Origin of the sequence: Sphingomonas faeni (genome assembly GCF_003053745.1) — a bacterium.
Lineage (GTDB): Bacteria > Pseudomonadota > Alphaproteobacteria > Sphingomonadales > Sphingomonadaceae > Sphingomonas > Sphingomonas faeni.
Window position 1 is genome coordinate 1 of the sequence record NZ_QAYE01000023.1, and the last position, 14760, is coordinate 14760.

The 14760-nt window shown below is 63.7% G+C and carries 14 protein-coding genes; 4 read left to right on the forward strand and 10 right to left on the reverse strand.

The window, feature by feature from the left end; all coding sequences use genetic code 11:
• Positions 1–226: 226 nt before the first annotated feature.
• The 8 genes from C8J25_RS19940 to C8J25_RS19975 form a co-directional block, all read right to left on the reverse strand.
• Complete coding sequence (locus C8J25_RS19940) at positions 227–661, reverse strand: hypothetical protein (RefSeq protein WP_146173438.1); 435 nt, start codon at positions 659–661, stop codon at positions 227–229.
• A 394-nt stretch (positions 662–1055) separates the two neighbouring features.
• Positions 1056–1841, reverse strand: a complete 786-nt coding sequence (locus C8J25_RS19945) for a hypothetical protein (RefSeq protein WP_208622654.1) — start codon at positions 1839–1841, stop codon at positions 1056–1058.
• Positions 1842–2070: 229 nt separating this feature from the next.
• Positions 2071–2817 (reverse strand): hypothetical protein, encoded by a 747-nt coding sequence (locus C8J25_RS19950; protein WP_208622655.1) that lies wholly within the window; start codon positions 2815–2817, stop codon positions 2071–2073.
• A 44-nt stretch (positions 2818–2861) separates the two neighbouring features.
• On the reverse strand, positions 2862–3371 hold the full coding sequence (locus C8J25_RS19955) for a hypothetical protein (protein ID WP_146173439.1): 510 nt from the start codon (positions 3369–3371) through the stop codon (positions 2862–2864).
• Positions 3372–3679: 308 nt separating this feature from the next.
• The gene (locus tag C8J25_RS19960) at positions 3680–4831 is read right to left on the reverse strand and encodes a lysozyme inhibitor LprI family protein (RefSeq protein ID WP_146173440.1); all 1152 of its coding nucleotides are present in this window, start codon (positions 4829–4831) and stop codon (positions 3680–3682) included.
• Between the two features lie 154 nt (positions 4832–4985).
• Entirely contained in the window at positions 4986–5693 is a 708-nt protein-coding gene (locus tag C8J25_RS19965; RefSeq protein WP_208622656.1) for a DUF3142 domain-containing protein, read from the reverse strand.
• Positions 5694–5712: 19 nt separating this feature from the next.
• A complete protein-coding gene (locus C8J25_RS19970) occupies positions 5713–7770 on the reverse strand; it encodes a PA5441 family protein (protein ID WP_146173441.1) in 2058 nt (685 codons plus the stop codon).
• 95 nt (positions 7771–7865) lie between these two features.
• On the reverse strand, positions 7866–8309 hold the full coding sequence (locus tag C8J25_RS19975; protein WP_107956094.1) for a hypothetical protein: 444 nt from the start codon (positions 8307–8309) through the stop codon (positions 7866–7868).
• 293 nt (positions 8310–8602) lie between these two features.
• On the opposite strand from C8J25_RS19975, the gene C8J25_RS19980 reads away from it, so the two are divergent.
• The 3 genes from C8J25_RS19980 (at position 8603) to C8J25_RS19990 (ending at position 10654) form a co-directional block, all read left to right on the forward strand.
• Positions 8603–9652 (forward strand): hypothetical protein, encoded by a 1050-nt coding sequence (locus C8J25_RS19980; protein WP_107956095.1) that lies wholly within the window; start codon positions 8603–8605, stop codon positions 9650–9652.
• Between the two features lie 84 nt (positions 9653–9736).
• Positions 9737–10159, forward strand: a complete 423-nt coding sequence (locus C8J25_RS19985; protein WP_208622657.1) for a lysozyme inhibitor LprI family protein — start codon at positions 9737–9739, stop codon at positions 10157–10159.
• 9 nt (positions 10160–10168) lie between these two features.
• Positions 10169–10654, forward strand: a complete 486-nt coding sequence (locus tag C8J25_RS19990) for a hypothetical protein (protein ID WP_107956097.1) — start codon at positions 10169–10171, stop codon at positions 10652–10654.
• Between the two features lie 30 nt (positions 10655–10684).
• On the opposite strand, the gene C8J25_RS19995 is transcribed toward C8J25_RS19990, so the two are convergent.
• Both C8J25_RS19995 and C8J25_RS20545 read right to left on the reverse strand, forming a co-directional pair.
• Positions 10685–11176: a hypothetical protein gene (locus C8J25_RS19995; protein WP_107956098.1), complete on the reverse strand. Its 492-nt coding sequence runs from the start codon at positions 11174–11176 to the stop codon at positions 10685–10687.
• Between the two features lie 172 nt (positions 11177–11348).
• On the reverse strand, positions 11349–11774 hold the full coding sequence (locus tag C8J25_RS20545; protein ID WP_146173442.1) for a hypothetical protein: 426 nt from the start codon (positions 11772–11774) through the stop codon (positions 11349–11351).
• 287 nt (positions 11775–12061) lie between these two features.
• Here C8J25_RS20545 and C8J25_RS20000 point away from each other — a divergent pair, with 287 nt between their 5' ends.
• Positions 12062–14512 (forward strand): prolyl oligopeptidase family serine peptidase, encoded by a 2451-nt coding sequence (locus tag C8J25_RS20000; protein WP_107956099.1) that lies wholly within the window; start codon positions 12062–12064, stop codon positions 14510–14512.
• Positions 14513–14760 lie beyond the last annotated feature (248 nt).

Consider the following 14760-nt stretch of genomic DNA (forward strand, 5'->3'; position numbering starts at 1 on the left):
AGACCGATCGTTGTGACGTTTCCCATCGTGACTCTCCTTCGACTCTCCGCAGGACATACTGCTTGAGGGTTGGAGAGCCGTCCACGTCATCACAAACAGACGTTCACGGACCATTCTGCCTTTCCCAACTTCGGACGCCCGTTAATGTGAGCCGATACGTCACCTCGGGTATCGAGCAGCCCCATGGTGTAAACGTGCACGCTATCTGGCGCATGACGCTTCGCAATTAGCGCGGCGCCTCGATGCCTGAGCCGGATGTCATGCGCTTCATCAAAGCGACTGCGCCAGCATGACTGATCTGTTCGACATGCCCGAAGGTTTCCGTTGAACAATCGCCGGTCGCGAGCAGGTCACCACCATTCTGCACCTCGGCGAGCGACGGGATGTACCCGTCCAGCCTGTAGCTGATCGACCAGCTTGCTACCGAAGTCGCCGTCGGCGCGTCGAACGCATAGATCGACAGAAAGCCTGGCCGCTTCCCAGGTGCCGACACGACGAAGTAGTTCGTCCCGTCCGAAACCATCGACGCGCAGTACAAGGCCTGCACCTTGAACCCGGCGTTCCTGAAGGCTTTGACGGGGTTGAAGTTCAGCGGCTGCCCCTCCGGCGCGGACCATTCGAACGTCATCCCCGGCACGGTCGCGGTCCGGGGAATTGTCATCGTACCGCCTCCCAGGGTTCCGACCTGCCGACCGTCCTTATCCGTATGGGAACGAGGATTCGTCCACCGGACTTGAGAGGCCTTTGCCCGAAGCATCGCTATGGTCGGAGAGCCGGTCGAGCGCGCCTCCGGGCTAAACGCGAGGATCGCTTCGGCAAGGGCGTCCATCGACGTCGAGTGCGCGGTCGGGGCCCGAATAGAGCGCTTCCTTTCGTTTCCGGGTAGCGGGTGTTCGGCGGCCGCTGTCGCAAGCCCCATGGGTCCGATCAAGGCGATCGCGCCAACTACGCTACGGGATAACCTACCCACTTTGTCTCCTCCTATCATTTCGGATCGGGCAATGCGGTCAACCATCTATCCGACCGGGCGAAAAGCGATGCCAACTGCAGCGGCATCAACACCACAATGCGCCATGCAACATATGGGGATTGGCGCAGCCGGACTGCGGCAGCGGCAAGGGCTGTCCCACCCTCCACAAGCCGAGTCGCCGTTGGATACCCGGCATCTCGGAGTCGATCACCGCCAGACGGTTTCCATCGCCGTACGTCGTCGCGCTGCGGTAGCGCAGCACTTGCTTGTAGACGCCTGACGCGACGGACCGGTTGACGATGATCCAGAAACCGAACGGTGCGTCGCTGGTTGGTTCGGCCGAAATGACGGAACCTCTAAGCACGCCTTTGGCGATGTACCGTATTTCCTGATTGTTGTTCTTGCGGGTAACGTGTGCGTAAACCCGGGTAAACACATCCCGCCCGCGATCATATCCGAACAGTTGCGTTGCGACCCGTCGATCGCCGTTCACGGCCGAGAGACTGCCGATCTCGACGAGCAGCAGGGTCGTTGCGTCACTGGGATGCACCAATGCGACGTTGCCCAGAACATGAGGTTCGGAAAACGCATCTTTCCCGTCCTCGGGCACGAGTATGTCGTCGGCGTCGGGGCGGCAAGATTGACCGTTATCGTTGCTGATACACAGCGAGACGGGTCCTGGTGCTTCTTCGCCCGATAAACCCTCGACATCCTCACCCTGGGTAGCGGTGAACCGCCAGGGTGATCGTGTCGCGAACGGTTTTGATAAGTCGATCGTCGATATGGCTCGCGCTGTTGCAGGCGAGCCTTCAGCTACAGGCGACACCAACGCGCTGAGGATCATCGCCGAGGCCGCAAAGCGCAACGTCATCGTTACAGTCTCTTTCCCGCTCGTCGCGTCGTATTGGCGCGTCCTGGTTTATGTAACAACTCCAGTTTTAACGAGACGGTAGGAATGATGCGGATGCCATGAACCCCGGGCATCGAGCATCCCGGAATTGCGGGTGTTGGCGCTCGTGGTGATCTGCGTGATCCGAAGGCAGCCTGCCAAGGCGCCTCACAGTCACGCCACTCCCGGCTGCGCGCCTTCCGCGAAGTAATCATCGTGGCGGGCGAGCCTCACCCTCTTCGACCATCCGTCGAATATCCGCGCCCGCCTTGCGCATCGTATCCTCGGCGCCACGTGCCGCAGCCAGGAAATCCTCCTGAGACGCCACGGCGTAGTTGCACCCGACCAGCAGCATCTTCGTCTCCGGCGACGGCGGCTCCTTCGCGGTCTTCGCCCCCGGACCGCCGCCGAAGGCGTCGACAAACACTTTCGCCATCGCATCACCAGTCGGCGCGAACCCGCCGATCATCGGTCCGGTCTCGGGATCGACGAAGCGGTAATATTGTTCCGTCATCGCGATCGGCGCGCGCGTCATCTTCTGGGCAGCAATCACCCGCTCGGCGCTTGCGCGGGGCAGTAGCGCCACGACCCAGTCGCTCAAAAAATAGACGTGGTCGACCGGCTCCCCGAACACAGAGACCTTTCCCTCGACCGCGAAGCCATACAACCCGATCATACCGTCGAGCGCCGTGGGCAGTTTACTCGGGCGCATCCACGCTGGCGGGCGATTCTGCAAGAAAAGCAGCTCGGCGAAGGTTCCGAGCGCGTCGCGCGACTGGCAGGACAGCACCTGCGTCAGCGATGCCGGCGTCGCCACCGCCTCATCCTCGGCTTGGGCCACGGAGGGCGATGCCGCCAACGCGCTGGCGACCACGGCGACGATCATCGCCCGCACGGGAATACGCCCAAGAGCAGAGCGTGTCGGCAACGTGGTCGTGCGGTGGTTGCGATGATCCATGCTCGGCGTATTACCCCGCCAGTACGCAGGATCAACTCCAGCGTTTACGGATGCCGCTCGTACCGGCCCTTACCCGCGCCGTTCAGGAGCAGCGCACCATAATCGATTTGCAGCCGCAATTGCCGGAAGGCCGGTTCTGCGCCAGCGCTGGGCCCGGTCTCTAGCAGGACCGCTTCGCCATCGATCCGCCATTTGCCCTCCGCCGCCTGATCCGCGGCGCCATAGCTCATGAACCAGGCGAAGCTTCCATCGGAACGTAGCACCAGCTCCGATCCCGTCTCCATCACACCTGTCAGGTAGTAATGACCGGTGAGCCCGCGGCTAGTGCCGGATTCAACCGCTGATGCGTCCTGGGCGTAGCGGGCGTTGCACCGCAGCTCGCGCATATCGTGCGACGACATGTACAGGAACGATGTCATCGGATCGCCGGCGTTGGCGTTCTTGTGTACATAACGTCGGCCACCACTGAACACGAATATCATGAAGCCACCGTCGTCGATTTCGAATTCGGTGATCGCTCCTCGATCGTGCGGAGCCTGATACGTCATCGCCATCAGGTCGAAGCTGTAGCTTTCCTCGGCCTCGCCGCTGCGACGCTCGCAGGTCTTTGCTTCCCCGCATGCCCAGGTCGTGACCGCGGTACACCGCAGACCGATGGGCGAACGTGTCGCGGCATACGCCCCGGGGGTGACTAGCAATCCCATGGCCGCCACCGCCGATCCAACTCCCTTGAACACGATTCATCCTTCGGCCGACACTCCGGAGCGCCGCGTAGCACGACGCCTCCGATCGAAAAAGTTCGTGCTTCGAAGGCACGCGTCGGGGCGGATCCCTCCCGGCGTCACCCCCTGCGCGTGCGCGCTCAGTCACAGGCATGGGCGTTCTGCAGAACTCCCAGCAGCGCATTCCGCGCCATCGTGGCCGCCGCTGACGGGGTTTGGTGGATATTGGCGACATAATACGCAGTGAGATCCGCCTGGACGGTCGCCGTATCTGCCTTGGTGACACCCTTTCGAGCAGGCAGCGACCAAGTCTTCGCGACGGGCGCAAATCCCAGGCGCGCTTGGTCAACGGCGCGGCTGAACGTGCGATAGGCGGCATAACGGATCGTCCCCTGGCATTCCGGCCAACGGGCATTGAGCTTTGTTACGAGCGCATCCAGCGAAGGCAGTGGTGGCAGGCTTGCGCTGCAATCGTTGCTAAGAACGAAATTATCCATCGTCGATCCGAATACCGGGCCTGTCGCGTCGAGCAGCTTGGGGTGGCGGACGATCGCGGCGCAAGGCAGGTTGCGCGGCATGCGGGAAAGCTTGGGCTCGTTCAAATACGGACCGAGCACGTTGAGGAAGGCGGCGAAATGTCGTTCGGAATGGAATAGATCATCGATCTTCCGCACGGCGACCCCGTCGGTGCCCGGATCGCTCAGGATGGAACTGCCGAACGACTGATCGGCGTTAGTCTGCAACGACGTGAGATAAGGCTGCAGCAGCGCAGCGATCCGGTCGCGGCCCTGCGCGCGTTCCGGTGCCGACCAGTTCGCATCCATCGGTGCTTCCGACCATAATTGGACGGCCTCCAGAATTGGCGCGAAAGCGGGGTCCCCGGCTCGTAGCACAGGAAGCGCGGTGGTCGGCGCCTTAATCAGCACGGCGATCGCCAGCTCCTGGTTACGAACGACGTAGTGGTCTCTCAGGCAAACAGCGAGCGGTTGCGCTGCCCCCGCCGCCGCGCATGCACGCATTTCCTGCAGCGCAGTTCGCTGCGCCGGCAACTGGTTGGACGTACCGGTAATGAACGCGCCCTGCTGCGCCAGCGCGAACAACTGCGCCATCTGGCGATCCAGGGCGCGGAGCTTCGGATCAGCACAGATAGTCTTCTCAATCGCAGTCGTCGCGGACGAGCAGGAGAAGCTCGGGCCGTTGCCGGAAACCTCTGCCGCCCCCGCCGCGACCCGTGCCGGATGCGCAACCGAAAGTGTCACGAGTGCGAGCGCGATCAACGCCAACCGAGTCAAAACGCTCTCCTTCCAGGGGCCAGACGCGTGCACCGTTACCCCGCTCCGCTTCGGGAAGCGAGCCGCAGGGCTTTGCACTTGTTGCTTCGGTGCCCGGTCTATCGGCACAGCGCTTCTCAGCGAAACTAAGGCGGCACCGCCCGTGCTCGTTCCCTCAGCGATTGATAAGAAAGACGACGTAGCCCTGAAATCTAAGATTCTGGCTCAGTCCCGGAGGTGGGCTCCATTCGCCGCCCTGCAGGAGGCCTATGCGGAAAGGGATTTTTAGGCGGCCGAGTTTGGCAAGGTAGACGCCATACCCCGGTATGACGTGCCGACCCTGATAGATCTGCAGGACCACTTCATCCACTACGCCCGCGAGCCGATCGAGACCGTCCGGGTCGCCATTGGCGCTCCAGTCCAGCAGGCCGGTGATCCCGAGCTTGTACCGCGCCGGAAGAGCTTCCCGCAGCGTCTTCAGGAAAGCGGCGTAGCTGGCGAGGTGGTGCGTCCGTGCGTCGAAATCGATCTGGACACCGGCCACCCGGTTGCCCGCCCGATGCCAGCGTTCGAGGGCGGCAAGCAGCTGCGCGTGGATCTGCGGCGTCCAGGCTAGCGTCTCTACCCGTAGAACCATCCATAATTGTGCGTGCGCGACGTGGGGGGTGGCCGCCCGTTGTGCCACCAGCCGCGCCTCCTCGCCGCCTACGACGGCGCCCTGCAACAGGTAGATCCGATTGGCGCGATCGAGCGCGGGCTGGGGCCGCACGCCCGCCCAGAGCCAAAAGGCATCGTAGCGGTTCGCATCGACGGGTGCGTCGGGCGGCGTCTGCGGCGGGGCCGCCGACAGCAACAGCGGTAGCACCAGCAGCAGCGGCAACAACCGCCGCCACCCCGCGCGCTTACCAATAATAATGCAGCTCCTGCGCCCAGCGCGACTTGGGATAATCATGCTTCAGGCGCTGGAACCAGGCCTTGCGCGTTACCGGGTCCACCCCCTTGCCGCCGCACGCGTTCGATCCCCCCGGAGCGTAGCAATTGACGGCACGGAACAGCGCATAGGCCTTGTCGTCGGGGGACGCCTTGGGCGACGCCATCACCGCCTGATAGGTGACCAGCCGCGAATAGGGTGCGCCGGCGTAGAGTGACGGGCTGCCGCCGAGTTCGTCGGCTGAAGGCTGGCTATCCAGGAAAGAGCCGTCGAAGCCGTTCGCGCGGACGAACTCGCCGACACAGATCAGGGCCTTGGCATCGTCCGCGCTCTCGGCGAGGCGGCGTTGGGTCTCCAGCGGAGGTGGACAGCCATAGTCGCCCAGCTTCGTACCCTTGATGAAGAGCGCCGTGGCGAGGTGCTCGGACGTAAAGCTGTCATAGTAGGTCGCGTCGCTGGGCGCACCGGCATGAATGAGGAGCACGTCGCGGACGAAGTCGCGATGGGAACCGCGCGTCGCTTCCTTGTAGAGCAAGGTGAAAAGCGCGACGTCGCGCTCGTGATCGGGCGCGCTCGCGACCTGCGCCTGCTGGCGGAGCAGCTTCGCATCGGCGACGTAGACAAGCAGGGTCTCGCGAATCTCCGGCGTTCGTATCGGCGAGTCCGGGGCGAACACGCGCGCAAGGGCGTGGTCGCGCTCCTCGTGCATCGCCAGCGCCAGCTCGGCGAGCGGCCGTTGCGCAGGGCGCTTGGCGCCCGCCAGCAGATTGATCCAGAAGCCCCGAGGGTTGCGATCGCCGCTGGCATCCAGCGCGATGCCGCGCAGCATCTGGCGGCTGAACTCGAGGTAGCTGAAGTCGGCCTGTTTCGACGCGTCCGGGATGAGTCGTACGACTTTGCCTGGCTGCGGCGCGACGAAATGGGCGTGCACGGCCAGCAGATAGGCGAACAACGCCGGCTTGCCGGTGAATTTCGCGCGCTGCGCTTCCAGTGTTGCGCGCGAAATGGCCACGCAACAGGGCTCGCCGTCATAGCTCTTGCTGCGCATGTGCATGAGGTCGAACACGGCAAGCAGCGTCGGATCATGCAGCGTGTCCGCGGTGGCGGACGACAGGAGCTTGGCGTCGATTTCCTGCGCCAGCGAGACGGCGTCGATGCCGCGTTGCGAATCCGGCAATGCCAGCAACGCGGCATATTCCGCCTCGAGCTTCGCACGATCCTGACCGAGCCAATAGACACGCCGGAGCAGACCGCGCGCAGAGAAGAAATACGCGCCTTTCGGATAGGCCTTAACATAGCTGCGCAGGGCTGTTTCGGCGTCGTTGAGCAATGCCGGGGAGATTTTCATCGTCTCCTTGGGCGATCCATATTCGTCGTAATAATCGACTTGCGCCCGGTTCACCGCGACGCGGCCGAGCATGTAGCGGGCTGTCTCGCGCAGCCACGGATCGCGTGCAGTCTCCAACGCTGTGAACCGGGCGGTCGCGGCGCCGAAATCGGCGCCGTAGAACGCCGCCGCGCCTTCGAGATAGGCGGCGAAAGATTTGCCGCCCTCGGATTTGATCCCGGCCATCGCGCCGAGTGTGCCGCCCTGCGCGCAGTCGGGCTGAAAGCCGCGCCGGGCAGCGATCAGTGCAACGCGTTCCGGTTCGGGCACCTTGGTATTGGTACGCAGCGCGGCTTCGAAATCGGCGGTGCCGGCCGCGTTGCTTCGGCAGCGCGACCCTTCGCCATCGGAAAAAAGGCTGTCCTGCTGTTCGGAAGGCGGCGCGAGCGACGCCGCGTCCAGGAAGATCGAAGGCTTGGCGGGCCCCCGTGTGCGCGCTGTGCCGGGCAGATCCGCCATCAGCAGGATCAGATTGGTCCGGCTGTCGTTGCGGGGGCCGATCATCGCGGTGTCGTCACACCCGCTGTACACCGCGAAGCTGAGCTTCCGGCTGGCGCTGCAGCCGATATCGCTGCTGGCCTTCGCCGGCATCGACCAGAGCACGCTCGCGCAAAGCAACAAGAACAGCGCTATCCTGATCATCGAGCCCATCTCGCAATGGTGTGTGCCAAGAGCGTATCGGTTCCAGCAGGGATCGGCGTTGACGGTCTTCAGGACGCAGGATCGGTCGGTCGCGTTCAGCATGCCACGCCCCAGATACCGCGCATGCTCGTTGCGACGCCGGCCCGATCGATCGTCAGCACGGCGCGTCTGCTGCTGCTGTCCGATGCGGGGTTCGAGATAGCTTTGCCGGACGATCGGATGCGCAGCCGATAGCCTGAACAGGAGACGGTTCCCCGCCCAGTCTCCAGATCCTCGGTGGCGACCGTCGTCAAGCGGCAGGAATGCAGCCCCTGTTGATCGCGGAGGAGAAGTTCGGTGCCGACCAGTTGCAGATAGTCGTGCCCGCCGACAGCGAACGTCGATGTGCACCCGGTCTCTTGCGTAGACCATTCGTCCTGATCGCTCAGCGGGAGAAGGGCCGCGCTCGCTTGAGCACGGGATTCTGCGTGAGCACGCACCGGCGTCCACGCAGCCGCGGCAACGACGGCGGTGAACATCACCACGCGGAACGACAGCATCGTGCTTCTCCCCTGTTACGCCGAACGCGTATGACCCGAGCGTTTTCGCGCAACAGGTGCAGTTGGTGAACCCTGTGGCTGCAGTCACACTGAAACGCCACTGCATACGATGTCGCTTGCCTCCGAGCAGACCATTGGTCGGCGCGGGCCGGCCCTGATTGCCGCCATCCGTCATGTCTGTTTGCGGTCGCCGTCGGCGTGGAGATGCCTTAACGCGGGACTTCATACCCATCCCACGGTTCGGTCTTTCCATGCATCGACTTCATGTTCTAGCCGCCGCGTGCTGCGCTCTGATGCTGCCGACAAGCGCTTCGGCTGCGCCGGAAACGGTGTTCGAAGGCGTGGCCGGTACCGCGCGCATCGTCGTCGCGATGACGGAGGACAAGGGCGAGGTCGATGGTCACTATTTCTACCAGACGTCGCGGCTCGACATCGATCTTTTCGGCACGGCTACGGGAACAACGCTAACTTTAGAGTCGCGGACGACCGACGATCACCTGCTCCTGAAGCGAATTGGACCGAACCTTGTCGGCACGCTGACGACTGCTAAGGCTAGACGTCTGGCCGTAAGCCTGCATCCAGCCGCCGGTCCGGCCGCGCTTCCGGCCGACCTGCCGTCCAAACTCAGCGTTTATGAACGTTGGCATCTCGCGGGTCTTCATCTCACCCCGCAGCAGGCCGAAACGATCAACGGCAAGACGATCCGGTGGTATCGGGAACCGCTTTCCGGCATCCGGCTGTTCCGGATCGAAGGGGGCTATTCCAAGGCTGCGGTGGTGGAGGTCAACCACGCGCTTGCCCGCAACCAATGGCAGAATGTTTCTGCGTGGTTCGCGTGCACCGGATCGGACGGACAGCCCGGCACCGATGTTGCGGAGGCAGACAAGCCCTGGCTCGGAGTGAACCATATGAGCTATCTCTGGACGAGTAGCTGGAGCTGCGCGGGTACCGCACATCCGGACTTCGGCACCGAGGGCCATAGCTATGACATGGCTACCGGCGGGGAACTGGTACTGGACGCGGTTCTACCTTTCGGATCGGAACCGGTTCCGGCGGAAGACAGCGACGCGTGGTACAAATATCGCAGCAACCGCTTCGCGCCGGGCGTCGTCGCGTTGCTGAAGCGCTTTCATCCCGAAGAGATGGTGCCGCCGAGCAAGGGCGACGACGACGCATGCGATTATTCCGATCCCGAAGTCTGGGATTTTCCGGCCTGGGCGCTTTCCGAAAAGGGCCTTTGGCTGGGCGCCTATTTCCCCAGGGCGCAGCGGCCGTGCGACGCGCCGGATTGGGCGGTCATCCGGTGGTCGTCGCTGCGTCTTCCACGCGCTACTCGACCGTAGCCGTATCCTACGGATGCGCGTTGCAAAGCCCGACCCCTTCGGGCAGCGGATCGGCGCTCAGATGTTCGAGACTGGAGGCGTATGATGTTAGCGATCTTTGCTTTGGCGTTAGCCGCCGCAGCGGCGCCCAGTGCCAGCCAATGCCCTGGATCGTCGACACAAGAAATCGACGCCTGCCTCGCGGGTCGTTTTGATAAGGCCGATGCCGAGCTGAACCGCTATTATAAAGCGGCGATAAAGCGCCTTCGAGAAGAGCGTGAACTCGCATCGGAACAGAAGCTAGTTCAGGCCGAGCGTTCATGGGTGGCCTATCGAACATCTGAATGCGGCGCAGTTTATGAAAACTGGATCGGTGGCAGCATTCGAGGGAGTATGGCATTGAATTGCCAGATCCGGCTTACGCGCATGCGAACATACACAATCTGGCTGCACTGGTTGACCTACATGGACAGCACGCCGCCGCTACTCCCGCGGCCTGACATCGAAAGCGTTCTCGCACCGGCATAGGAGACTTGAATGCAGCAATTTCGTACCGCGCTCGCCGGGCGCATGACGGCCGCCATTCTCGCCAGCACGTTGGCGCTTGGCCCTTCGCAGGCGCAGTACCTGCCGACCGACCAACAGCTGCAGACCGCGTTCGGCTCGGCCTACAATCACCTTGGCCTAATGGAATACTGCATGGGCAAGGGGTTCGCCACTGCCGTCGACGTCGCCAATATGCGCAAGTCGGTTGTCGCTACGATCGCAGGCATGACCGTGACTCCGGCGGCGCTAGCCCAGCAGGCGGTCGGTCGACGCGGCGACATCGTCGGGCCGCAGGTGATCGGCCAGATGGATTCGAGCAACCCGGCCCGCCCTGAAGAGGTTCGCGAAGGACAGACCATGTCACTGGCCGACAACGCCCGCGCGCAGAAGTCGTCCGAACGCACGCTCTGCAGGCAGATGGCGGAACAGGCTTCGGCCGTCGTGGAAGCCGCAGCTAGCGCGGCGTCGGATCCATAACGCCAAGGGGTTCGCACCGACGTCCCCCGGTCAGTTGGGGCCGTCGTCCAGATCACCGACGCATTGCGTGTCGGGCTCCGTCTTCGCCATCCGTCGCAAGTCCGCGGTCCGCGCGACGATGCCCGGAAAGATCGCGTCGGGAGTAGCCGTGTAGGTACGGAGAAGTTGCAGGGCCCAGGCATAATGCCGCGCGCCGACTTCGCAGCTGTTACTGCCGCCATCGCCCTCGCCCCATATTTTGCGCCATCCAGCCTGACCGTCGCGCTTCAGAATGGCCTGGAAGGTACCGACCGGCCCTTCGGCGCGAACATAGGCAATCGCCCCCGGGCCCGCCGAAAGAACGCGAAACGCGCGAAAGGTGAAACGTGATTGCGCGCTATCGTCGCCCGCGTGGAGCGTCTTGACGATCGCGGTGCGTTCCGGGCTTCCGGGAGCGGGCGTATGGACCGCGGGCGATGCCGCCAGCGCCGCTGTTGCCAACGCGAGCAGTGTCGCGACGCCCGGTGAGGAGTAAGCTGTCATATCGATTGAGCAATGCGATAGATTAGCTGATTGCGCCAGCCAGCCGCCCCGTTGATACGGACGCCCCGCCAGACCAGCCGTGCTGCCTTAATTGCACAGGCGACTGGCGGCTGACGGACCTAGCTGCGGTCGTTCGAGTCGCTTCACCCACATGCCATCTCCGGACGCCCGCTTATTGGGATTGAGCAGGATCGTCATCCAGCGTGGCAACCCCCATCATCGGATGCATGACGAAGGTCCAGCCATCGCCGCCAACAATCATCAGGCGCAGCGATTGGCGATCTGCGGTGCCAAGCAGTGCTGCCGCTCCTGACGAAGCAGGCAATGTGACCGTCCTGCCATCCTGAAGGATGCCGGTTGCCCAGCCCCGCCGTCCATTGCGGATCTCGTTGGCAAGGCGCTCCAGCGCCGTCTCAAGCGCAGTGCGCGCACGAGGTCCTGTAACCCATGCGTAGCCACCTGACCCTGATTCCGGCGGTGTTACCAAGGCCTGGCTGGGGACTGGAGGCGGCTGTTTGACGGGACGGCGGGATTTTTCCTTTAGGTAATCGAGTGGACGCACCCCCTCCATGCTCATCATGCGTGCAAACTCATCCATCGCTATTCCTCCGTGCAGCGCCTGGAGCGCATGGGTTCGATCACTGGCTCCTAAACCAAGAGAGGACAGCGGCCGCATCCGCGGTGGCCAAAATGGCGACGCTGGGATCACGGGCTGCTTTCTCGACTTTCGACGCGCGTTCATGTTGGGGCTGAAGAGATCTCAAAGGTCTATTCGACAACTTGCCCTACGAGTAAACTCACGTAAGCTCTGGCCTCTCGACTTATTGTCAGCACCTAATGAAACCTCGCACCAGTAGACCTGACGATAAAAACAAAGGAATCCGAATGCGCGCCGGTGCCTGCCTGATTGCCCTGCTCCTCACCACCACCACCGCCTCCGCTCAGACGCCCGGCAGCAGCGCATATCATCGCGCGCCCGATGCGATCGCCAAGGCGCTGGAGACGCCGCCCACCCCCTTCGTCACCGTCAGCCCCGATCACCGGACGCTTGCGATCCTGGGGCGTGAGAACCTGCCGTCGATCGCCAATCTGTCGAAGCCGATCCTGCGGCTGGGCGGCTACCGCATCGATCCCGCCACCAACGGTCAGGCCGAGGTCCGCGTGCAATGGCTGAACACGCTCAGCTTCAAGGACGTCGGGTCGGGGCGGACCGTGGCGGTCAAGCTGCCCGCCGGTCTGCGTTTCGCCGCGCCCGATTGGTCGCCTGACGGCACCCGCCTCGCCTTCTACGCGCAAGACGCCGACGGCCTGTCGCTCTGGATTGCCGAGCGCGACGGCAGCGCCCGCACGGTCGCCCGGGCGCTGAACGGCACCTTCGGCACGCCCTTCGTCTGGATGCCAGATAGCAAGGCGCTAGTCGTCTACACCGTACCCACCGGTCGCGGTGCGGCGCCGGTCGCGAGCAGTACCCCGACCGGCCCGGTAATCCAGGAAAGCGCCGGCCGCACCTCGGCGGCGCGGACCTATGAGGATCTGCTCGGCGATGCGCATGATGAGGCGCTGTTCGATCATTACTTCACCGGGCAGCTAGTCCGGATCGATCTCGCGGGCGCTGCGCAGCCGATCGGAACGCCGGGCCTGATCACCGAGTTCAGCGTCTCCCCGGATGGTCGCTACCTGCTGACCGAGCGGCTCAAGCGGCCGTATTCCTACCTGCTGCCCGCCAGTTTCTTCCCGACCGAGATCGCCGTATCGACGATCGGCGGCCAACTGGTGAAGACGCTGGTCGATCGCCCGCTCGCCGACGATCTGCCGGTCGATTTCGACGCCACCGTCAAGGGACCGCGCGAGGCGATGTGGCGGTCGGATGCGCCGGCGACGCTGGTCTGGGCGGAAGCGCTGGACGGCGGCAATCCGCGCGCCAAGATCGCGTTCCACGACAAGGTGATGATGCAGCCCGCGCCGTTCGATGCCGTGCCGATCGAACTGGCGCAGACCCTAGCCCGTTATTCCGAGACACTATGGGGCGACGACGGTTTCGCGATGGTCGTTGACCGCGAGTGGCGCACGCGCACCGAGCATCGCCTGGCCGTCGCGCCATCGCGACCGGGCCAGACGCGGATGATATCCACACGCAACTATCAGGATCAATATGGCGATCCCGGCGAACCGATGGTCGAAGACAATGGCGCCGGCAAACCGGTGATGCGCTTCACGCCCGCGCATGACGGCGTGTACGTTACCGGCGATGGCGCGACCAAGGCGGGCGCGTTCCCCTTCCTCGCGACGATGCCGCTGGCCGGGGGCGAGCAGACGCGGTTGTGGACTGCAAAGGCGCCCTATTACGAAACGGTCGTCGCCTTGCTCGATGAGCGCGGGCAGCGCATCCTTACGCGGCGCGAGAGCGTGAAGCTCGCGCCCAATTACATGATCCGCGGCGTGAAGGGCGGCGGCGCCAAGGCCGTCACCGCCTTTGCCGATCCCGCCCCGGTCTTTGTCGGCGTCACGCAACGCACGATCACCTATCCGCGCGCCGACGGACTGCAACTGTCGGGCTCGCTGTATCTACCAGCCGGTTATGACGCGAAACGCGACGGGCCGCTGCCGACGTTGCTGTGGGCGTACCCGGCGGAGTTCACCGACGCGAAGGTCGCCGGCCAGACGGTCGATCAGGGCAACCGGTTCGTCCGCCCGCGCGGTATCAGCCACCTGTTCCTGCTCACGCAGGGCTACGCGATCCTCGACAATCCCTCGATGCCGATCATCGGCGAGGGCGGCGTGGAGGCCAACGACACCTACGTCAAACAACTGCAGCAGGATGCGCAGGCCGCAGTCGCCGCGGTGGTCAAACTCGGCGTCGGCGACCGCAGTCGCATGGCGGTCGGCGGGCACAGCTACGGCGCGTTCATGGCCGCCAATCTGCTCGCGCATACCGATCTGTTCCGCGCCGGCATTGCACGATCGGGCGCGTACAACCGCACGCTGACGCCGTTCGGCTTCCAGGCCGAGCAGCGGACGTATTGGCAGGCGACGCCGACCTATACGGAAATGAGCCCGTTCACCTACGCCGACCGGATCAAGGCGCCGATCCTGCTGATCCATGGCGGCGCGGACGACAATAGCGGCACCTTCCCGATCCAGTCCGAGCGCATGTACGCGGCGCTGAAGGGCAACGGCGGGACAGTACGCTACGTCGTCCTGCCCAACGAACCGCACGGCTATCGCGCGCTGGAATCGACCGAGGAGACGTTGTGGCAGATGACCGACTGGCTCGACCGCTACGTCAAGCCGAAGCAGACTGGATCGAAGGTAGCGGCGATAGCCGCAAAAAAGTGATCGAGGTGCCGGTTATGGTCCGTAAGGAGCGTAAAGCATCGATCGGCAAAGGTCGCTTATTAGGCCTTTTATTTACCTGCGGTGACGGGCGTCAGCGATGGCAGTTGGCCGGCTGCTTGAGCGAGCTAAGGAGGCCCATAGCGCGGCCTGAGGGACCCATGTGTGGACGGCCCTCCGTTGGCAAGCTTGAACAGTCGCGTTGCAATGCTGGTTGGTGCGGCCATGTGTCCGACCTGTTAGTGCGGCTC